This is a genomic window from Providencia sp. PROV188, from assembly GCF_027595165.1.
Classification (GTDB): domain Bacteria; phylum Pseudomonadota; class Gammaproteobacteria; order Enterobacterales; family Enterobacteriaceae; genus Providencia; species Providencia lanzhouensis.
Map to the genome: position 1 here is coordinate 3,629,064 of NZ_CP097291.1, position 20,386 is coordinate 3,649,449.

At 41.4% G+C, this 20,386-nt stretch carries 18 protein-coding genes; 7 read left to right on the forward strand and 11 right to left on the reverse strand.

Annotated features, from left to right (window positions below):
• Positions 1 to 16 precede the first annotated feature (16 nt).
• On the forward strand, positions 17 to 346 hold the full coding sequence (locus M5X66_RS16660; protein ID WP_036948907.1) for a hypothetical protein: 330 nt from the start codon (positions 17 to 19) through the stop codon (positions 344 to 346).
• Between the two features lie 15 nt (positions 347 to 361).
• Here the strand turns inward: M5X66_RS16660 and M5X66_RS16665 are convergent, their stop codons facing one another.
• From M5X66_RS16665 to pldA, 5 genes are all read right to left on the reverse strand, one after another.
• Positions 362 to 1,159: a tetratricopeptide repeat protein gene (locus tag M5X66_RS16665; RefSeq protein ID WP_036948904.1), complete on the reverse strand. Its 798-nt coding sequence runs from the start codon at positions 1,157 to 1,159 to the stop codon at positions 362 to 364.
• 262 nt (positions 1,160 to 1,421) lie between these two features.
• On the reverse strand, positions 1,422 to 2,234 hold the full coding sequence (gene yigL, locus M5X66_RS16670) for a sugar/pyridoxal phosphate phosphatase YigL (RefSeq protein ID WP_036948901.1): 813 nt from the start codon (positions 2,232 to 2,234) through the stop codon (positions 1,422 to 1,424).
• A 19-nt stretch (positions 2,235 to 2,253) separates the two neighbouring features.
• A complete protein-coding gene (pldB, locus tag M5X66_RS16675) occupies positions 2,254 to 3,249 on the reverse strand; it encodes a lysophospholipase L2 (protein WP_036948896.1) in 996 nt (331 codons plus the stop codon).
• A 9-nt stretch (positions 3,250 to 3,258) separates the two neighbouring features.
• Positions 3,259 to 5,085, reverse strand: a complete 1,827-nt coding sequence (gene recQ, locus M5X66_RS16680) for an ATP-dependent DNA helicase RecQ (RefSeq protein WP_230085052.1) — start codon at positions 5,083 to 5,085, stop codon at positions 3,259 to 3,261.
• A 92-nt stretch (positions 5,086 to 5,177) separates the two neighbouring features.
• Positions 5,178 to 6,071, reverse strand: coding sequence for a phospholipase A (gene pldA, locus M5X66_RS16685; protein ID WP_108478801.1), 894 nt, complete (start codon positions 6,069 to 6,071; stop codon positions 5,178 to 5,180).
• 150 nt (positions 6,072 to 6,221) lie between these two features.
• Here pldA and M5X66_RS16690 point away from each other — a divergent pair, with 150 nt between their 5' ends.
• The 4 genes from M5X66_RS16690 to M5X66_RS16705 all read left to right on the forward strand — a co-directional run bounded on the left by M5X66_RS16690 (position 6,222) and on the right by M5X66_RS16705 (position 11,629).
• Positions 6,222 to 6,692, forward strand: coding sequence for a thioesterase family protein (locus tag M5X66_RS16690; protein ID WP_108478800.1), 471 nt, complete (start codon positions 6,222 to 6,224; stop codon positions 6,690 to 6,692).
• A gap of 167 nt (positions 6,693 to 6,859) precedes the next feature.
• Positions 6,860 to 7,753, forward strand: a complete 894-nt coding sequence (gene rarD / locus M5X66_RS16695) for an EamA family transporter RarD (protein ID WP_036948885.1) — start codon at positions 6,860 to 6,862, stop codon at positions 7,751 to 7,753.
• Between the two features lie 684 nt (positions 7,754 to 8,437).
• Positions 8,438 to 9,811: an APC family permease gene (locus M5X66_RS16700; protein ID WP_036948882.1), complete on the forward strand. Its 1,374-nt coding sequence runs from the start codon at positions 8,438 to 8,440 to the stop codon at positions 9,809 to 9,811.
• Between the two features lie 96 nt (positions 9,812 to 9,907).
• Positions 9,908 to 11,629, forward strand: a complete 1,722-nt coding sequence (locus M5X66_RS16705) for an amidohydrolase (protein WP_154634197.1) — start codon at positions 9,908 to 9,910, stop codon at positions 11,627 to 11,629.
• A gap of 111 nt (positions 11,630 to 11,740) precedes the next feature.
• Here the strand turns inward: M5X66_RS16705 and M5X66_RS16710 are convergent, their stop codons facing one another.
• Both M5X66_RS16710 and M5X66_RS16715 read right to left on the reverse strand, forming a co-directional pair.
• Positions 11,741 to 12,259 carry a hypothetical protein gene (locus M5X66_RS16710; RefSeq protein WP_270103743.1) on the reverse strand — a complete coding sequence of 173 codons (519 nt, stop codon included), beginning with the start codon at positions 12,257 to 12,259 and terminating at the stop codon, positions 11,741 to 11,743.
• A 180-nt stretch (positions 12,260 to 12,439) separates the two neighbouring features.
• The gene (locus M5X66_RS16715; RefSeq protein ID WP_036948874.1) at positions 12,440 to 12,988 is read right to left on the reverse strand and encodes a hypothetical protein; all 549 of its coding nucleotides are present in this window, start codon (positions 12,986 to 12,988) and stop codon (positions 12,440 to 12,442) included.
• A 698-nt stretch (positions 12,989 to 13,686) separates the two neighbouring features.
• On the opposite strand from M5X66_RS16715, the gene M5X66_RS16720 reads away from it, so the two are divergent.
• Together M5X66_RS16720 and prfH are read left to right on the forward strand one after the other, a co-directional pair.
• Positions 13,687 to 14,820 carry an RNA ligase RtcB family protein gene (locus M5X66_RS16720; RefSeq protein ID WP_270103744.1) on the forward strand — a complete coding sequence of 378 codons (1,134 nt, stop codon included), beginning with the start codon at positions 13,687 to 13,689 and terminating at the stop codon, positions 14,818 to 14,820.
• Positions 14,820 to 15,431, forward strand: a complete 612-nt coding sequence (gene prfH / locus M5X66_RS16725; protein WP_108478794.1) for a peptide chain release factor H — start codon at positions 14,820 to 14,822, stop codon at positions 15,429 to 15,431. The genes M5X66_RS16720 and prfH overlap by 1 nt, the downstream gene beginning before the upstream one ends.
• A gap of 44 nt (positions 15,432 to 15,475) precedes the next feature.
• On the opposite strand, the gene M5X66_RS16730 is transcribed toward prfH, so the two are convergent.
• The 4 genes from M5X66_RS16730 to uvrD form a co-directional block, all read right to left on the reverse strand.
• Positions 15,476 to 16,165, reverse strand: a complete 690-nt coding sequence (locus M5X66_RS16730) for a hypothetical protein (RefSeq protein WP_154599720.1) — start codon at positions 16,163 to 16,165, stop codon at positions 15,476 to 15,478.
• Positions 16,166 to 16,357: 192 nt separating this feature from the next.
• Positions 16,358 to 16,942: a 2OG-Fe(II) oxygenase gene (locus tag M5X66_RS16735; RefSeq protein ID WP_036948865.1), complete on the reverse strand. Its 585-nt coding sequence runs from the start codon at positions 16,940 to 16,942 to the stop codon at positions 16,358 to 16,360.
• Between the two features lie 225 nt (positions 16,943 to 17,167).
• Positions 17,168 to 17,899 carry a hypothetical protein gene (locus tag M5X66_RS16740; RefSeq protein WP_270103745.1) on the reverse strand — a complete coding sequence of 244 codons (732 nt, stop codon included), beginning with the start codon at positions 17,897 to 17,899 and terminating at the stop codon, positions 17,168 to 17,170.
• Positions 17,900 to 18,041: 142 nt separating this feature from the next.
• Complete coding sequence (gene uvrD / locus M5X66_RS16745) at positions 18,042 to 20,204, reverse strand: DNA helicase II (protein ID WP_108478790.1); 2,163 nt, start codon at positions 20,202 to 20,204, stop codon at positions 18,042 to 18,044.
• Positions 20,205 to 20,386: the final 182 nt, after the last annotated feature.

Genomic DNA, 20,386 nt, shown 5'->3' on the forward strand with positions numbered 1-20,386 from the left:
TAAAAAAGGCAGAGTAATGACCCAAGCAGTAGAAATCCAAGACGAATCCATCAAATTAAAAATTGCACAGTATGAGCGTGTAGGCTCCATTCTATTTTTTCTGATTCCATTGGTGATTTTGCTGATTGTCGGAAAGGGTTTTGCCTTTAATACGCTCTATCTGTGGCAAGGATTCAGCCTGCTGTATTTAGTGGTTTACCGTTTGAAAGTGCGCCAATTATCGACAAAGGTGCAACAACTCAGTGTACGCCGAGGATGGGGATATAATCGATTTTACCGCTTTTGCTGGGGATATTTGATTCTGTCTGTGATCGGATTAACGGGATACCTGCTGATATCCCGTTAAATTAATATTGGACGATTAGCTTTCTTCGCTATTACCGTAGGTTTTAATGTAGTTGTCAGCCAGTTTTTGCGCTTGTTTCAGCTCTTCTGCGTTCAACTGCTCTGCGATTTTTTTCTGTAAACGTTGGCTCTCTTTATTGCCACTATAAACCGCCGTAGAAAGCCATGCATACGCTTGCTGTAGGTTCTTTTTCACCCCTTTCCCTTCAGAGTACATCACCCCTAAACGGTCTTGGGAATTTGCATCACGCTGTTTTGCGGCTTTTCTGAACCAAAACACGGCTTTTTCATTATCTAATGCGACGCCACTACCAATCGAATACATTTGCCCAATTTTGAACTGTGCAATCACATTACCGCCTTGCGCTGCCTTTCTAAACCAGTATGCAGCTTTTTCCAGATCCTGTTTAACCCCTAAGCCCTGTGCATACATGGTGGCCATGTTGGTTTCTGCGCGAGTATCACCATTTTTAGCGGCTTCTTCGTACCACAGCATCGCTTTATCATAATCTCGGCGAACACCAAAACCATTTACATACATAGTACCAAGGCGGAATTGGGCATCTGAATTACCTTGATCACCAGCTTTGATAAACCATTCCGCTGCCACTTTGGAGTCTTGGGAAACGCCCTGACCTTTAAAATAACGCTCACCTAACAGGAATTGAGATGCGGGATCACCTTTTTCAGCTAACTGCGTAATTTGCTCTATCGTCGTCTGTTCACTGGCGGTCGTTGGTTTCGCCGGTGTAGCCAGTAATAATGAACTATAACAAACAGATCCTAACAACAGCGCTAACGCAATTCTTTTCATCCTAAGTAACCCTCAACAGTGCAGTATGGCAACTGGCGACACAGTAATACCCGTTATTATCGGCTGATCTGGCAGATTATACAGCCTAAACTCGCTTTTCATTTGAAGTAGTTTAAATTTACTCGTCAGAAGACAAAATAGGATAAACGCCTTAATTTAGACAAATAGCACTTTTCGTTATCATTCATGACAAAAGGCAAATAAAAAGCCAGATAGTTTTTTATTCTATCTGGCTTTCTGCTAATACACATAGCAAAAGTGATTATTTGTTGTCTAAATATTTACTTCGCAAATAACGAGCAACTGCATCATCTTGGTTAGAACCAATCACTTCCATCTGAGGTAAAGCCTCTTTCAGCAGCTGATGAGCATTCTGCATAATGCAGCCCTTGCCCGCTAACTTCAGCATCTCTTTATCATTCATGCCATCACCAAACGCGATGCAATCATGGGTTCCATAACCATGCAATGCCGTGACTTGTTTCAATGCTTCCCCTTTAGAAACAGAGCCTGCCATCACTTCAAGGCAGCTGTGTAAGGAGAAAGTAACATGCACTTTATCTTGCCAGCGACGTTGAATACGCTGTTGCAGATCGACCAGTAAATCATGATCTTCACTGGTGTAATACACTTTACAGACTTCCGAGGTTGGAAAATCGCGGTGGTCAAACAGTTGGTAATTAAATACAGACTCTTTGAAAAACTCTTTCTGCTCAGGGCTTTCACGGTTAATAAACCAATCATCACCATGGTAGTAATTGGTAAGAATTTCAGGGTGATCAAACTCCATTAAGCACAGTTCTTTCGCTATCTGCGAGTCAACGTTGTTCGCAAAAATGAGGTCACCATTGGTATTATGAATACGCGCCCCATTCGAGGTGATCATATAAGCATCAATACCCAGACCATCACGGATCTGTGCAACATCAATATGATGGCGTCCCGTCGCGAACACAAACCGGACTTCTTCGGTCGCTACAAGCTGCTTAAGTGTGTCTTTGGTATACAGAGTTAAATCATGATTGGGAGATAAAAGTGTTCCGTCCAAATCGGAAGCAACAACCGGATATTTCATACAAGATCCCTAATTATGGCTAATGCTGCTCAAAAAAATCACAAATTGCATTGAGTGCCATGGCTCTCAATGCATCTATTTCAAACAGGATTTCGTGGTGAGCCCCTTCGATAATGAGGGGTAATTTTTCTTCTCGTCCTGTTTGCGCTTTTTGCCGACTTTGACAAAAAGCTTGTAGCTCTCGATTACTGACTACCTTCTCTTCGCTCGCTTCAAGGAGCATCAGAGGGGTTTCAATCTCTCCCGCTTTCGCAACCAGCTCTTTGCCAATCGCAAAACTTTCTCGTAACCAGTGGTAAGTTGGACCACCGAGACGTAATTCAGGATAATCCGCATAGTAGCGTAAGTAACGTCGATAACGCTCTTGGCTATGGGTTAACACATTGATTAAATAAGGTAATGGCTGCCATTTTCCCGTTGAAACCGCATAATCATTTCGCACACTGCGGCGCGGTTCTGCACGCTCAACAATAAAGCTCGCGAGCCAGTGGGGCATTGGTAAATTCACACCAATCATGGGAGCACACAATGCGGCAGCGTCAAATGTCACGCTATCTCGGAGTAAATACCCAGCGAGGATCGCGCCGCCCATCGAATGAGCCAACGCATAGCATTTAGGATAGTGACGATCTCTCACTTCTAAATCAATGAATTTTTCAAAATCATCAATGTAATCTGTGAATTTTTCGACATGCCCTTTTTGGGGATCCGCCAGCATACGGCCTGATCGCCCTTGCCCACGATGATCAATAATAAAAACATCGAATCCTAGATGATAAAAATCGTAGGCGACTTCAGGGTACTTAACGTAACTCTCACTGCGCCCCGGTGAGATAACCACGGCTTTATGGTGCTTTGCATGAATAAAACGTACATAGCGAATAGGAACATCATCAACACCTAAAAACTCAGCTTCTTCACGTAGTTGCCAAAAATCTAAAAGCGGACCGTTGGTAAAGGCCGAAAACTCAGTTTCTCGATTTAACCAACTGGCTTTTAGACTATCTGGCGTCATGGGGTTTCCTCATTCATAACCTTCTAGATGGTCTTGGATGAGTGTCATAAACGCCTCACCAAAACGCTCTAATTTTTTCTCACCAACCCCATTAATCAGTAATAATTCAACGGGTTTGGTCGGGCAATGCTCTGCCATTTCAATCAACGTTGCATCGTTGAAAACCACAAAAGGCGGAATGTTTTCTTCATCCGCAATGGATTTACGTAATTTACGCAATTTGGCAAACAGCTTCTTATCATAATTGCCATGGTAAATTTTGTTTTGTTGATTCCGGCTTTTGGTGACTAAAACGCGTGGAACGGCTAACTGTAATGGCATTTCACCACGCAGTATGGGTCTGGCCGCTTCCGTCAATTGTAATGCGGAAAAATGCGCGATATTTTGCGTGATCATGCCTAAATGAATTAATTGACGTAAGACGCTCACCCAATGTTCATTCGTTTGCTCTTTACCAATGCCATAAACTGGCAGTTTATCGTGCCCTAAATCGCGGATCCGTTGATTGTTAGCGCCTCGTAACACCTCAACAATATAGCCAATACCAAACCGCTGCCCAACGCGATAAATACAGGAGAGTGCTTTTTGCGCATCCATCAGCCCATCATAACGCTTTGGCGGATCAAGGCAGATATCACAGTTACCGCAAGGTTTTTGGCGGTTTTCACCAAAATAGTTTAGTAAAACTAGGCGACGACAAGTTTGCGCTTCCGCAAAGGCAGCAATCGCATTCAGTTTATGACGTTCAATATCCTGATGCATTCCCGCTGGTTTTTCTTCTAAGCATCGGCGGAGCCACGCCATATCAGCAGGATCGTAGAAGAGAATGGCTTCGGCTTCGACGCCATCACGCCCCGCTCGTCCTGTTTCTTGGTAATACGCTTCAATGTTGCGAGGAATATCAAAGTGTGCCACAAAGCGGACATTGGACTTGTTAATCCCCATTCCAAATGCCACGGTCGCAACCACAATTTGCAGATTATCTTTCTGGAATGCATCTTGCACCCAGTCACGTTGAGCGCTCTCCAAACCTGCGTGGTAGGCAGCCACACTCAAGCCACGTTTTTGCAATCTTTCCGCGGTTTCTTCAACTTTACTACGGCTATTACAGTAAACAATTCCCGATTTACCTTTCTGAGCCTTAATAAAAAACCATAATTGATCTAACGGCTTATACTTCTCGACTAAAGTATAGCGGATGTTCGGGCGATCAAAGCTGCTCACATGAACTAATGGGTCATTAAGCTCGAGTAAGCGAATAATATCAGCACGCGTGGTTTCATCTGCCGTGGCAGTCAGCGCCATCACTGGTACATTCGGTAAAGAATGGCGTAATTGACCTAACGAACGATATTCAGGGCGGAAATCGTGGCCCCATTGGGAAATACAGTGCGCTTCATCTACCGCCAGTAAGGCAATATCCCAGCCACCAATTTGCTGAATAAAGTAGTCGGTCAATAAGCGCTCTGGCGCCACATACAAAAGTTTGATTTTCCCTTGAGCGCATAATTCCATAATTTGGCGCTGCTCTAGCGGGGTTTGTGAGGAATTTAAACAAGCCGCTTCAACACCGTGTAACTTGAGTTGATCAACTTGATCCTTCATTAAGGAAATTAAAGGTGATACCACCAGCGTAATGCCTTGTTTGACCAGCGCAGGCACTTGGTAGCAGAGCGACTTTCCGCCCCCTGTTGGCATCAATACTAAGCAGTCACGACCATCGAGGATACCGCCAATGACAGCATCTTGTCCCGGACGAAAGGATTGGTAGCCGAACGTGCTGTTGAGCACATTTTCAGCTAGTGAAAGTTGATTGATAACGCAAGCGGTAGACACGAATTCCCTCTAGAGGTTGAAACAAATAGCTGCCCAAAAAGAGCAGCTATTGGCAAGATATTACCCTGAAATGACTGGGATGTCTGCCCAGATCACATGATATCGTTAAGCATCACACCGATACCAAAACGTGTTTGGCGATAGTCGTAGTCTATCATCGACTCACCATAACCGCTAAACAGTTGGGTATACAAACGCACGTGCTTCGTCATTGGATAGCTCCAGCCCAACTCCGCGTTACCATACCCAGAGTTCCAGTTATAGTGACCCGCAGCTGAAATAACGCTATCCCCAAGTGCATACCCCACTTTTACGCGGTAATAGCCGAGATATTTATTAATGTCTGGGTTGTCATCACTGCTTTCACTTTCAGGAATGCGGTACCATGGTTTTAATTCAACTTGCCAGTCACCCTTTTGCGCCATTGCTCGGGCATAAATACGGTTCCAACTACGGGATGTTGGATCAGAGCGACCATTTGATTCATGGTTAAAGCCCGTTTCGAATTCGCGTAACGTCCAGCCTGCAAATTGGTTATCAAGCGCCCAACCGACAAAAATCTGTGGTTCATAGTTGGTTTCACGAAATGGTGAAGACTCTTTCTTATTACTTAGTTGCCACCAAGAACGCTGAGTATAAGACGCCGCAAGAACCGAGTTTTCCCCCGCAATTCCACGCCAAATAGGAAACGCCAAGCTTAATTGGAATTTCACTTCATCTTTCAGTGCATCATTACCCCAATCATAACTCGCGATGGCTTTCTTATTTATCGAAGACGTATAGGTATAAATGATGTAATTGGGTTCATAAGGATACAGAACGAATGGGTTATCATAATTTTGCAGTAACCCCGAAATAATACTTCCGCGAACGGGCGTATGATTTTCAGTATCCTGCTGTGCCGGTTCGTTGGTATTGTCAGATGCAAAAAGTGAAACAGACCAGAAACAGAGCACAGAACTCAACAACATTTGTAAAGCGCGCATTTGCCATTCCTATTTCAACTGCGGTGAAAAAATTTGTCTCATTTTACACCGAAAAATGATTCACCGTTGAAAGATTATTCATTTGTTTTCTAGATATTAGCACATACATAATGTTAACTTATCATTAACATCACAGACAAGGATCCTAAAATGAATGACCGCATCTATACCTTCGAAGAAGCTAGCAAATTTATGAGCGATGCATTTATCTATAGAATGCCTTTTAATCAATTACTTGGGATTGAACTACTACAAATGACGGATGACTTAGTCCAGCTATCCGTGAAAAATCGACCTGAGCTTATTGGTAATTTCACCCAAAACATTCTCCATGGCGGTGTTATTGCATCCCTATTAGATGTGGCAGGAGGCATGGTGTGCATCAACCGGATCCTTCAACGCATTGAGCCTCTCGTTCACCAAGATATTGCCGACAAGATGTCCAAAATGGGTACGATTGATTTACGCGTTGATTATTTGCGCCCTGGGCGTGGAGAGGTTTTTATCGCGAGCGCCAGCTTACTACGCGATGGTAATAAAATCGCCGTCACCCGCAGTGAATTACATAATGAGAAAAATCAGCATATTGCTACAGCCACTGCGACTTATTTGATTGGGTAAAAAAATCTGAGCGGATGAAACAGCCTAGTAAATAATTAATAACCTCATTAACTAATAGCTTGTAAAAAAACCTGAGCAATGTCACATTAACGGCATCACACATCGAGCCTCTCACATTCTTGGCTTCGATCTCTCAGTTTGACTTTATATCAATTTCAGAGCTATTCATGAGCCAACAAAATACTACCAAAGGCGTACTATGTGCCTTAGGCGCTTATTTTATTTGGGGTGTCGCTCCCATTTATTTTAAATCAATCAAAGAAGTGCCTGCAGAAGAAATTTTGACTCACCGTATTATTTGGTCATTCTTCTTTATGCTGCTATTACTGACCATCACGCGCCATTGGAATTATTTCCGCCAAGTCTTAAAACAGCCTAAAAAGATCTTAATTTTAGGTGTAACAGCTGTGACAATTGCGTCTAACTGGCTGATTTATATCTGGGCGGTAAATAATGGGCATATGCTACAAGCCAGCTTAGGGTATTTTATCAACCCTCTGGTTAACGTATTGTTTGGCATGATATTTTTACATGAACGCTTCCGCCGAATGCAATGGGTTGCGGTCGGATTAGCACTTACCGGCGTATTAATTCAACTCTGGCAGTTTGGCTCCGTGCCAATCATTGGATTAAGCCTTGCCGTGACGTTTGCCACCTACGGTTTATTACGTAAAAAATTGGGTGTTGATGCGCAAACGGGTATGACATTTGAAACCTTATGGTTGCTACCTGTCGGCGTTATCTTTCTACTATTCTTTGCAGATAGCCCAACAAGCGACATGACAATGAACAGCTGGCATTTAAATATTCTCCTGATCGCTGCAGGGATTATTACCACAGTGCCATTGTTACTGTTTACTGAAGCCGCTAACCATTTAAGACTATCAACGTTAGGGTTCTTCCAGTATTTAGGTCCAAGCATTATGTTCTTGCTTGCCGTATTTGTGTATGGTGAGGTGATGACCCAAGAATTGTTAATTACATTTGGTTTTATCTGGGTTGCATTAATTTTATTTACTTTAGATGCTTTATATACACAGCAGAAACTCAGAAGAAAATAGAATTTAATTTTTCGTATTATGGGCATTCCTGCCCATAATATCTGTCTTAAATTAGTATTAACCCGCTTATTATATTACCCACTTAATGCACGTTTCATTTAATGGAACTGGAAAGTTTAAATTATTTAATATAATCAGCTTATTTTCATTAAAAATAATTTACCTTTTGGGTGTTTTTCTCTTGTTTGGATTAATTCTAAAATAAAAGATTTTCTTTTTATATTTCAATATATTATAAAAATTTTTATTCCTTGATTTTATCGGGAATTTGATTCATATTTAACTTACGTTAAATTTAACCTTATTTATACACCTTTCAAATATCAACCCATTGAAATAAAACAGTATATTTATTTGTTGAAATAAATGATTGCTTAATAGGAACTTGATAATTATATTGTACGCCGCTTGTATTCACCCCAGCGGATGGTAATGGTCCGATTCATTACTGACGTTTCATTAAAGTGCGCACGATGACAGTGATTTATATTCTGTCCTGGTGCGAGGTTTTCTGAAATTGAATACAAGGCGTCTATCCACATACCTAATTAAATGATTTGTGTATGTAAAAAAACAAAACATGTAGTGCTATAGCTCAAGTTATATGGCTGCATTTTAGGTTCACTCGGCCTGTGTATTCAGACAGAGTTAACGTTGTTAAGGGCTTTTGGGAAGGGCTTCAAAATGCAACAGAATACCGTTCAAATGAAACGTGTACTGACCACCCCTGCGTTAGTATTTTTCGGGCTGGCCTATATGGTGCCACTCGGAATTTTTACCACCTATGGACAAGTGACTGTATTAAGTGAAGGGCATCTGCCTATCGCTTATTTAATTACGCTCGCTGCTGTCTTCTTTACCGCCATGAGCTATTGCCGTATGACCAGCGCACTCCCGCTTTCTGGGTCTGCTTATTCGTATGTGCAAAAAACCTTTGGTGGCACTCTTGGATTTCTTGTTGGTTGGGCACAACTGCTGGATTATCTATTTCTGCCGATTATTAACTACATTGCGATTGGGATCTTTGTCCACGAAGCGTTCCCGAATATCCCAATGCCAGTGATAATCTGCTCAACCATCGCTGTTGTCAGCATCATGAACATTTTGGGTATCAAATTGGTATCTTGGATGAATATGCTGATTATTCTGATGCAATTTGTCTTCATCGCCATCTTCTTATACATCTGCTTGCAAAACGCGATGGTACTGGATGTTGAAGCATTGATGGCACCGCTCACTGTGATGTCATCACAAGTGTCGGGGCTGTTTGCGGGTGCTGCGGTACTGTGCTTAGCTTTCTTGGGCTTTGATGCTATTTCAACCATGGCCGAAGAGACAAAAGACGCACGCCGTGCTTTACCTAAAGCGATTTTATATACCGTATTTATTGCGGGAGCCTTGTTTATTGCCATCTCTTACGGCGCACATTTAATGTATCCGGTATGGCAAGATTTTCTCCCTAATACGGATGTCGCCAGTATCGCGGTGATGCAGCAAGTGGGCGATAAAATGAAGTGGATCGGCGCCTCCTTGATGGCATCGAGCTTTATTACCGCTTATGTTATTGGTGTCTTTGCGTCTGCAATGACTTCGCAAGCCAGTATCGTGCGTATTTTCTATGCAATGGGTCGTGAAGGTGTGTTACCTCGCTCAATCTTCGCGTATTTGCACCCACGCCTGAATACACCGGTCTATTCCATTATCTTTGTGGCTGTGGCTTCGTTGATGTCACTGGTGTTATCACTCAGCATGGTTGCGTCGATGATTAGCTTTGGTGCGCTGATAGCCTTTACCTTTGTGAACTTGTCAGTCATCAAACATTTCTACATCGACCGCAAAGCCTCCTTGGATAATACTAAGTTGCTCACTTGCCTGGTCATGCCATCTATTGGGGTTGTTTTAACCTTGTGGTTATGGACAAGTTTAGATGCAGAAGCCTTCACAGTCGGCTTATGCTGGCTAGCGGCAGGGGCAGGCTACCTCACGCTTCTGACTCATGGTTTTACTCGTCGTCCACCTGCTATCTCTGATGCCGAGACTGAGATGATTATCAATTAATCCTCCGGTACCTTTCGTTGATTATGGGGAAGCTTATCTTCCCCATTGTTTTTTTGGTTCTGGCTCCGTAGGAGCCCCTGATACAGACGGTTTACGATGAATAATAAAATTGCTGATGTTATTTATTTCAACGGTTATATCTATACCGCAGACAGTCAAGATAGTGTTGTCGACGCTATCGCCTTGAAAGAAGGTTATATTCTTGCAACAGGGACTTCGGATGAATTACATCAATATGTTGGTCCAGAAACTGAGAGCATCGACCTTGAAGGCAAGATGATGATGCCAGGGATCATTGATGGACATATGCACCCATTTTGGGGCGGCATTCAGCTGTTCGGCTGCCATCTTAATTACGAATCCCTGACTATCGACCAAATTTTACAGCGCGTGCAAGATCACCTAGATAAAGATCCTCGCACCGGCGAAAATGACTGGCTAAAAGTCACGGCATGGTTACGCCAAGGCATGTTACCAGCAGGTATTGATATGTACCGTGAAGACATGGACAAGCTCAATACTAAGCGCCCAGTGGTGTTGTTCTCTAATGACTGCCATACCCTCTTAGCCAATAGTCGCGCCCTCGAATTATTCGGGATCACCAAAGAGACTCCTGAGCCACCTGATGGCAAAATCGGTAAATACGAGAATGGCGAACTTAACGGAATTTTAGAAGATGCGCCTGCCATGCGTGCTGCGGATAGCATCCCGTCTATTCGTGATGAGCAAGCGGTTGAAGTGGCTGAGTTAGTCCAAAAAGTATTGAATCAGCAAGGCGTTACCATGGTGATGGATGCCCGTGTTTCTGAGCAGCAATTAAGCGCGTTCCACCAACTTCAACAACGTGGTGAACTCACTTTGCGCTTCCAAGCTGCGCGCGAAATCACGCCTGATGATACCCCGAATGTGGCTGCCGTTGCGGCTGCTGTCGATAAAGCCGTGGCGTTCGCCAAAAAATGGCACCAAGCAGAGTGGACACCGACACCAGGTATCGGTCTGCGTAATATCAAAATGTTTGTGGATGGCGTGCTGCAATACCCAACCATGACCGCCTCATTATTACAGCCATACCGCGTGAACAAAGGAACTGATTCCGCCCCGAATTGGGTAGAAACCGATAACTACGGCGACCTCTATTTCACGGCTGGAATTCTGGATGAGCTACTCGAAAAAATCGCCGCAGCGGGTTACGATCCTCACTTACATACCGTCGGTGAAGGTGCCGTATCTATCGTGCTGGATGCCATTGAAAAAATGCGAGCAGCTCACCCAGAGAAAGATATCCGCCCAGGCCTTGCCCATAATGAGCTGGTTGATGCCAAAGATTATGCCCGTTTTGCACGCCTGAAAACCATTGCATGCTTATCATTCCAATGGGCTGCGCCAACACCAGAGCTGGCTGCATTCGAGAAAAACATGCTGGGTGAAACCCGCTTCCAGCAGCTAGAGCCGATCGCTAAGTTTATTGATGCAGGTGCGGTGGTTGCCTTTGGTAGTGACTGGCCAATCGATGATTTTGACGAATGGTATGACTTAAAAGTCGCCGCGACCCGCCGTGGTCGTGATATTAATGGTCAGCCAGCCCCAAGGCTGGATAACGACCGTGATATGACCGTGATCGAAGTTTTGCGTTCGGCAACGATTGATTCTGCTTATGCTCAACATCGTGAAGATGTTTTAGGATCACTTGAGGCAGGTAAATTCGCGGATATGATTGTGCTGGATCGCAATGTATTTACCATCCCAGCAGATGATATTGAAAATGTGAAAGTACTGCGCACTATTGTAGGCGGAAAAACAGTTCATATCGCGTCTTAAGTATTTAATTATCATTAATCTGATGAAGGCATAAAAATATGCCTTCATCTCAATCAATTAAGCCAGTAAGTTAAAACCAATAACTTTTTAGTCTAAAATAATAATTTAATGCTAAAAGCCTGTTATATAAACAGGAACACCAAATAGGGCTTCATGATAGAAGCTAGTGATCTCTGCACTTTTAACATGATCTGAAATGCTGACTTCCTTATTCATGCGAGCAACACCCTCAGCAATACAACTTATTGATGTGTCGAAATTATGTTGGTCGTCCAACTTTACATACTCGGACTCCCATTTGTCGTAGAGTGCTTGATTGGTTAGCGGAAGTATATTGTAATTTCTATACTTATAAATTAATTTATCGGCCTCAATTAATTTAGCTTTTATTTCATTAATCTCGTTACATTTTTCATCATATTCATTAATAAGTTCACCTCCCTCACCGGCATATTTATAATAATCCGTATAAGTATCTAAACAATTTACATTCTTATCAGGAGGCTCAGAAATTAAATAATTCCTTAATTTATTATGATTGAATTTCAATGAATCATATCTATCTTTCAATTCATTTCTTTCTTTTATCATCGAATCCAGATCTTCATACTTCTTCTTACGTGCTTTCATTTATAATTTTATCCATATTGAAAGCATGACGCTCTTTATAAGAAGTCATGCTTTTATTAAAAAGCAAAAACCAGATAACAAAACATCTATTTAGCCGTTAACCAATAATGGAGTTTTGTCAATCAATTAAACCCGTAAGTTAAAACCAATAACCTCCTGATCTAAAATAATCATTTAATGCTAAAAGCCTGTTGTATAAACAGGGACACCGAATATGACTTGATAATAAGAGTTTATGGTATCTGCACTTTTAACATGATCTGAAACGCTGACTTCCATCTTCATGCTAGCACTGTTTTCAACTATACGATTTGCTGTTGTGTCAATATTGTATTGATGAGATGAGATTTTACCAAAATTCAATTTGCTATCCGAAATAAATTTGCCTTCATCGTGCTCTATAATTGGTTGCTTAGCTTTCCTTATCAACCTATCATTATGCTCAGCTTCACGAATTAATTCACTGCTCTCCTTTATTTTAGCTTCTTTTTCTTTTATCCTGGCATTATTTTCATAATACTCATCAAAAACCTTACTTTGCTCAATTCTAAATTCATAATATTCTAAATCACTAGAAAAACCATCCCTATTCTTATTAAGAAACTCAGAATCCAAGCGTTCTTCTAATTTATAGTCATTATATCTCAGTACATTAACCTCATGTTCCAGTTCATATTTTTCCTTCCTTAGCAATTCAAGGAATTTATTGTTACTTTCAAGTTCATTCATTTATAACTTCATCCATGCTGAAAGAATTATTCCTTTCATAAGAAATAATTCTTTTATTAAAAAACCATCTGATTAGAGAGTACAAACTAGATAAAATATCCATTTAGCTATTATCATTAAGATTAATAATATAGATCAATTAAATTAATAACAATCATTCACAATTTGAAAATAAATCATTATCAATACATCAATAGCTATTGAGAAATATAAAAAATTAAGTATTGCAACCCTACTTAATCGATACTATTGATTAATTTTCAAATTATCAATAGACAATGTGAATTTAAACTTATTTTAGGAGCTAATTCAAAACCTGAAAAGAAATCAACGAAAATACTCATATAAAAAATTAAAGCCATAAAGTTAAAGAATGAAACATTTATTTATAAAGGAATTAATTTTAGGATAAAGATTAATTTTACACTTTTTTTCTTTCTCCTCTTGCAAAAGAAAAAAGTTCCCGTTAATATCCGCCGCGTTTTCATTCATTCATTCATTCATTCAATCAATTCACTGCAAGGAGGTTCATCATGACAACAACTAATCAAACTCTTTGCGGGCAACCACAGAAATAGTCTTAAACGTTAAAAATAACCTTAGACGTTATAAATCGTTTTAAACGTTAGTTCAGCTATCTTCTCAAAACTTGCCTGCTAATCACCTTATTTTTCACATTAAAAATGAGTTAATAGCTTATGGGCAATACCCTTCATTCTGTCGGTGAACACGTTAGTTATATCGCGACAGAATCTACATGGATTGAAAGTAAAGCAATCCAGCAATTACAAACAACCGCTAATTTACCCGACATGGTTTCTGTGGTCGGCATGCCTGACTTACACCCAGGACGTGGCTACCCAATTGGTGCAGCATTTTTCTCAGCTAAACGCTTCTATCCGGCGTTGGTTGGCAATGATATTGGCTGTGGCATGAGCCTGTTTCAAACTGATATTAAGCGCGCCAAAGTTAACTTGGATAAGCTGGAAAAACAGCTGTCTGAAATGACGGATCATGCGCCATTAGAGTGGCTAAATGAACACGTTCCTGAGTCGATGAAATCCCATGATTTTATGACTTCGCTCAGTTCTATTGGTGGCGGTAACCATTTCGCGGAGTTTCAATCCGTCGATAAAATCATAAACCAAGAATTGTTTGAGCAAAGCGGTCTTGATAAACAAAAATTGTTATTACTCGTGCACAGTGGATCGCGTGGTTTAGGGCAATCTATTCTACGCCAGCATGTTGAGCAACATAGCCATAATGGGCTGGATGAACAATCCGATGATGCCAAGACTTACCTCAAAGCACACCAAGACGCGCTACAGTTTGCACAGATCAACCGCCAATTGATTGGGCTGCGCATGATGCAGCAAGTTAAAGCTTCGGGGGAGCAGCGTTTCGACCTCAATCATAATCTTGTTGAGCCAAGCCGTATTGATGGCATTGACGGTTGGCTACATCGCAAAGGTGCGACCCCATCCGATAGAGGTTTCGTGGTGATCCCCGGCTCTCGCGGTGACTACAGCTATTTAGTGGCGCCAGTTGCCAGTGATTTGAGCTTAAATTCCCTCGCTCATGGCGCTGGACGCAAGTGGATGAGAACGGAATGCAAAGGTCGTTTATCACATAAATATACGCCATTACAGCTATCCCGAACCACTTTAGGCAGCCGAGTTATTTGTGCAAACAAACAATTGATTTATGAAGAAGCACCGCAGTCCTATAAATCCATTGATACCGTTATCGAAAGCATGGTTGAGGTCGGCATTATTCAGGTTATTGCCCGCTTAGCGCCCGTGATCACCTATAAAACGAGCGGAGATTGTTAATGACATTATTACAGTTTTCCTCAGCTCAAGGACCCGATGAGTGCTGTATCGCCGTGGAAAAAGCGTTTTCTTGTTTTTTAAAAGAAGCCGCTTTGTTAGATGTTCAAGTTGATGTGTTGGAGTCTTTTCCATCCAAGCAGGGACTAAAGTCAGTGTTAGTCTCCTTAGAGGGGAAACAGAGCGAACAGCTGGTCAACGCGTGGAGTGGAACCGTTCAATGGCAATGCCAAAGCCCTCTGCGACCACGCCATAAACGCAAAAACTGGTTTATTAGCATAATCACATTTGCGCCTATTCAGCCCCTAGAGGAGAGTGAAATCGAATATGAATTCACAAAATCTCAAGGTGCCGGAGGTCAGCATGTGAATAAAACCTGTTCCGCGGTACGAGCCAAGCATGTCGCAACGGGGATCAGTGTGAAAGTCCAATCGGAGCGCAGCCAGCATGCAAATAAGAAACTGGCGAAAGAGCTAATCCATTGGAAGCTCAGTGAGTTTCAATCTCAGCAACTGAATTCCTTAGATAAGCAGCGCCATCTTTCTCATTATCAAATTGAGCGGGGCAATGCGTCATTAATGTTTGCTGGAAAAGAGTTTAAACGAGTTAATTAAGTTATGGGGAGCCACCGTAAGTCGGTGGCTTCCCAATTTACTTCCTAGTAGCAATATTGAGTACCAAGATAAATTTCACAGCCACCATAAATGGTGCTTGGCTCAAATGCATTCAACAGATTGTTATTAACTGGGCTACCGTCTTTTGAACTTAATATAGCCATTTGCTCAATCATCACTGATTCAATTTCATCGCCACCAAAACAGATCGAAATTTGCGGCTCATTCATTCTTGTTAATGTCTCATTTGCAACCTCACTGAGTTGAAGATATTGACCATTTAAATTATAAAATTTCTTGTCCATTCCTAAGTTATTATTATAAAGCGACAATACTGCGTGCTGAATAAGTGGGGTTGACGATAAATTCATCTTAGGAAAAGCAGCCGGTTTCTGAGGCAGTGAATCTATAATGGATTGCAATTTATTAATAAAATTCACGGCATCATCTAAATTATCACCGTATTCTAAACTATCCATATAGTTATCAATTTTTATTATTGCAGCCTCATAGCTAGAATATCTTTTTTGGTTAATGCGAATATCTCTTTGCGCTTGTGAAATATATCTATCTGTAGGTTTTCTATCTCTCGTCAAAATTTCACCATATCTATCAGTCAGCCTTTCCAATTCACTCAGATACTTTTTATGGTTTTCTTCGTATTTTTTAAAAGATTGTTTGTATTCTTCGAAGTCTAATTTAAATTTGGCAAATTCATTTTTTAACTTAATCATATAATTCATCCTTTATTTATATTTAAATTAACAAATATTTATTATCTTTATGCCGCTCAAGATAATAAATTTAAAATAAAGGGAATAATTAAAAAAAACAAACTCATAGTTTATATACAACTTTTAGTTTTATTATTAAGGTGATTAGTTTACAGCCCGCCCCTTTGCAGAGGCGGCATAGACGAGAAAGGGTTACAGTATTTTTTCGGTCAGAAACCAACCGGCAATACTTTCACGCTTTTTTTGGGTAGGCAGAACTTCATGGGGAAAATCTTCAGACATAAAAAATACCATGCGACCCGCTAGCGGCTCCAAGGTAAATAGCTCGTTATCTTGCATGTCATACATCACAATTTCACCACCATCACCCTGCTGCCATGATTCATTCATATATAGCACAGTGGTGATTTTACGGCGTCCTTGCCCACGGAAGTTATCCACATGCTTTTTATAGAATCCACCATTAGGATAACGACAGAAATGGGTTTCAAAATCCCGCAATCCAAGAAATAACTGACAGTTAAGTTCCTGACGCAAGTTTTCCATTTTATCTAGATAATGTACGACTGGCGCCCCCATTTCAGGTTCAAGCCACACCGTTTGGTCGCCACGGATGGTTTTGTTGTCTTGTAATGTATTTTGATAGCCAATACGCGCGTCTTGTAGCGTATCGGGGATACAACTTTTAATAGCCTGAATTTCTGACAGATTCAGAAAATCGTTCCACACATACCAACCTTGTGTGGAAAGTGAATCAATAAGTTGATTGATAGACATGATGAATCTAAGAGTGGTTATTAGGTGAGATTTTATACTTGATTATCGGAAAAAATTAAAATAAAAAACGTAAATCTTAATGATTCAATCGATGAATCAAAGAAAAAACTAAAAATATCCTTATTTTTCAAATAAAACTCTATTTCCATTCCCCCAAAATTACCGCGCTATAACAAAAATGGTGCTTAACTGCCATTAAGCACCAAATAATCTCGATGGCTAAGCTTACATTCCTATATTATCAATACCCTTTACGATGTGGTTCACTGGGGTTTGTGGCATACCTTGCTGATATTCACCCATAACGCTCATTTCATTACTTGAAAACGCTGACATTTGATCTCTTATACGGCTTTCACGAGAAGATAAAATATATACTTTCCCGTCATGCATAGAATAATTTTCATTTCCAAGTGCATTGTTGTAATCGTACATCCTAGCAAAAGAAAGGCTTCTTACCTCCTGAATAGCATAATTAGTTTGTCGTATATGGTTGTCAATCCTAATAGTTAACGCCTTTTCATCATTAAATGACTGTTTCTTTATATTAAATCCAATTTCAGAGGGTAAATATTTATTTTTAAATTTAATAGAATTACTCTCTAGCATTTCAATCTGAATCTTATTATTCTCTTTTTCTAATGTTTTAAATCGCTGATTAAATTCTTTTTTACTATTAAACTCCAATACTAAATTTTCAGAAATATATTTTTTATCATCATTATGATATTCTTTCATTTGAACTAAGAACATTTCATAACGATGAATAGTCACCATTAATTCATTATATTGAGATAAACGTTCCGCTCCACCTTCCCTCTCGACTATCTCATAAAAATCAGATGCATCTTTTTTTAATCTATCTATTTGCCTTTCTACATAACCAATTTTCCTCTCTATTTCCTTATACTTTTTATCATTAATATCAAAATCAACATAAACAGTTCTATAAACCATACAATCATCCTTAATTTAACAAATCAAATAACTCAGAGATTATGATGATAAATAGAACCGAAACTAATTAATAATTTATTATTTATATAGATAAAGAGAATGGAAGCTTAAATCTAATAATATTTCCATTCTCTATAATTGACTATAAATTCTCTAACCGCGCGTAAGACGCCACTAGCCATTTAATCCCTTGCCCTTGAAAAGCAATTTGCAAGCGGCAATGTTCACCACTACCTTCGAGATTAATAATGGTGCCTTCGCCGAATTTAGGGTGCATCACTCTCTGCCCTAACGCATAGCCAGAATCATTTTGGCTAATCGGTGTGCCAAGACGTTGATGGCTGACAGGCCGTGAAACCGTGGCTCTTAATCGAACTTCTTCCACACACTCCGTCGGTAGCTCACCAATAAAGCGGGATGGGCGATGGTAAACTTCCTTGCCATATAGGCGGCGACTCTCGGCATAAGTGATTGTCAATTTCACCATAGCACGGGTGATACCCACATAGGCAAGACGGCGCTCCTCTTCTAAGCGCCCACTTTCATCCATCGACATTTGGCTTGGGAACATGCCTTCTTCCACGCCAACCATAAACACGACAGGGAATTCCAGCCCTTTCGCTGAGTGTAGCGTCATCAATTGCACTGCATCTTGGCTGGCATCCGCTTGACCGTCCCCAGACTCCAATGCCGCATGAGATAAAAATGCCTGCAATGGCATCAAATCTTGGTCTTCATCTTGATAGCTAAAATCGCGGGTTGCGTTAACTAACTCTTCCAAGTTTTCAATTCGTGCTTGGGCTTTTTCACCTTTTTCCTGCTCATACATCGCACGCAAACCAGAGTCATTAATCACGCGGTCAGCTTGCACATGCAGTGGCATCTCTTGGGTTTCTTTCGCTAATGCGTCGATTAACTCTAAGAAACGCTCGATGGAGCTTGCCGCTCTTCCTCCCAGGACTTGCTCGCGAAGTAAGTACTCACAACTTTCCCATAATGTCAGTTGCTGATCCCGAGCAGTTTGGCGAACGGTATCCAGCGTTCGCTCACCAATGCCTCGTGTTGGAGTGTTGACCACACGCTCAAAAGAGGCATCGTCGTTACGGTTAGCAATTAATCGAAGGTAGGATAATGCGTCTTTGATCTCTTGGCGTTCAAAGAAGCGCTGACCGCCATAAATACGGTATGCCATCGCCCCTTGAATTAACGCTTCTTCCATCACACGGGATTGTGCGTTGCTACGGTAAAGAATAGCACAATCTTGTAGCGCTCCCCCGTTTTCATGCCACTGTTTAATGCGCCCAACCACATAGCGAGCTTCATCAAGCTCATTAAAGGCGCAATAAAGGGAAATCGGCTCACCATCACCGCCCTCCGTCCATAAATTCTTACCGAGACGGTCGCTGTTATTGGCGATAAGCGTATTTGCCGCTTTCAAAATATTATTGGTCGAACGGTAGTTTTGCTCGAGTCGGATAGTTTCTGCACCGGGAAAATCATTCAAGAAACGCTGAATATTTTCAACTTGAGCGCCACGCCAGCCATAGATTGACTGGTCATCATCGCCGACAATCATCACTTTGCCAGTCTCACCCGCTAACACACGGATCCACGCATATTGAATGCTGTTGGTATCTTGGAACTCATCCACCAAAATATTGGTAAAGCGCTCGCGATAATGCTGTAAAACATGGGGCTTATTCAGCCATAACTCATGTGCACGTAGCAGTAATTCGGCAAAATCCACCAGCCCTGCACGGTCACAAGCTTCTTGATAGGCTTGATACACTTTCAGCCATGTCGCTTCGACTGGATTACCATAGCTTTCAACATGCTGGGGACGCAGCCCTTCATCTTTTTTACCGTTGATGTACCACATTCCCTGACGAGGCGGCCACTGCTTCTCATCAAGATTCATGGCTTTAAGCAGACGACGAATCAAACGGTACTGGTCATCACTGTCTAGAATTTGGAAATCTTGCGGCAGATTCGCATCCAAGTAATGCTGGCGAAGTAAACGGTGTGCGAGACCGTGGAAAGTACCGATCCACATGCCGCCTTCACTAGTCCCCACCAACTGATTGATACGATGACGCATTTCTGCGGCAGCTTTGTTGGTAAACGTCACGGCCATAATCGAAAATGGGGAGGCATTCTCCACCGACATAAGCCATGCAATGCGATGAACCAACACACGGGTTTTACCGCTACCTGCACCTGCAAGTACCAGTAAATTAGTGCGCGGGGCTGCAACCGCTTCGCGCTGTTTGTCATTAAGACCTTCGAGCAGATATGAGACGTCCATAGTTACCATCAAAGCAAGACAGTGGCTACCACCACTGTGAGGTTACTGACAAAGAGGGAGAAAAGCGTGGTTTTTCCCTCTTTGTGTTATCAGGCGAAAATCAATAAATTGATTTTCCTCGTTTATTTTCATAAACCTAAACAACCATTTCAAACCTGATTGGTTTGGAAATGGTTTAACAG

Coding starts and splice junctions, on each gene's coding strand:
- M5X66_RS16660 (WP_036948907.1), top strand. CDS start 17: ATGACCCAAGCAGTAGAAATCCAAGACGAATCCATCAAATTAAAAATT.
- M5X66_RS16665 (WP_036948904.1), bottom strand. CDS start 1,159: ATGAAAAGAATTGCGTTAGCGCTGTTGTTAGGATCTGTTTGTTATAGT.
- yigL (WP_036948901.1), bottom strand. CDS start 2,234: ATGAAATATCCGGTTGTTGCTTCCGATTTGGACGGAACACTTTTATCT.
- pldB (WP_036948896.1), bottom strand. CDS start 3,249: ATGACGCCAGATAGTCTAAAAGCCAGTTGGTTAAATCGAGAAACTGAG.
- pldA (WP_108478801.1), bottom strand. CDS start 6,071: ATGCGCGCTTTACAAATGTTGTTGAGTTCTGTGCTCTGTTTCTGGTCT.
- M5X66_RS16690 (WP_108478800.1), top strand. CDS start 6,222: ATGAATGACCGCATCTATACCTTCGAAGAAGCTAGCAAATTTATGAGC.
- rarD (WP_036948885.1), top strand. CDS start 6,860: ATGAGCCAACAAAATACTACCAAAGGCGTACTATGTGCCTTAGGCGCT.
- M5X66_RS16700 (WP_036948882.1), top strand. CDS start 8,438: ATGCAACAGAATACCGTTCAAATGAAACGTGTACTGACCACCCCTGCG.
- M5X66_RS16705 (WP_154634197.1), top strand. CDS start 9,908: ATGAATAATAAAATTGCTGATGTTATTTATTTCAACGGTTATATCTAT.
- M5X66_RS16710 (WP_270103743.1), bottom strand. CDS start 12,259: ATGAAAGCACGTAAGAAGAAGTATGAAGATCTGGATTCGATGATAAAA.
- M5X66_RS16715 (WP_036948874.1), bottom strand. CDS start 12,988: ATGAATGAACTTGAAAGTAACAATAAATTCCTTGAATTGCTAAGGAAG.
- M5X66_RS16720 (WP_270103744.1), top strand. CDS start 13,687: ATGGGCAATACCCTTCATTCTGTCGGTGAACACGTTAGTTATATCGCG.
- prfH (WP_108478794.1), top strand. CDS start 14,820: ATGACATTATTACAGTTTTCCTCAGCTCAAGGACCCGATGAGTGCTGT.
- M5X66_RS16730 (WP_154599720.1), bottom strand. CDS start 16,165: ATGATTAAGTTAAAAAATGAATTTGCCAAATTTAAATTAGACTTCGAA.
- M5X66_RS16735 (WP_036948865.1), bottom strand. CDS start 16,942: ATGTCTATCAATCAACTTATTGATTCACTTTCCACACAAGGTTGGTAT.
- M5X66_RS16740 (WP_270103745.1), bottom strand. CDS start 17,899: ATGGTTTATAGAACTGTTTATGTTGATTTTGATATTAATGATAAAAAG.
- uvrD (WP_108478790.1), bottom strand. CDS start 20,204: ATGGACGTCTCATATCTGCTCGAAGGTCTTAATGACAAACAGCGCGAA.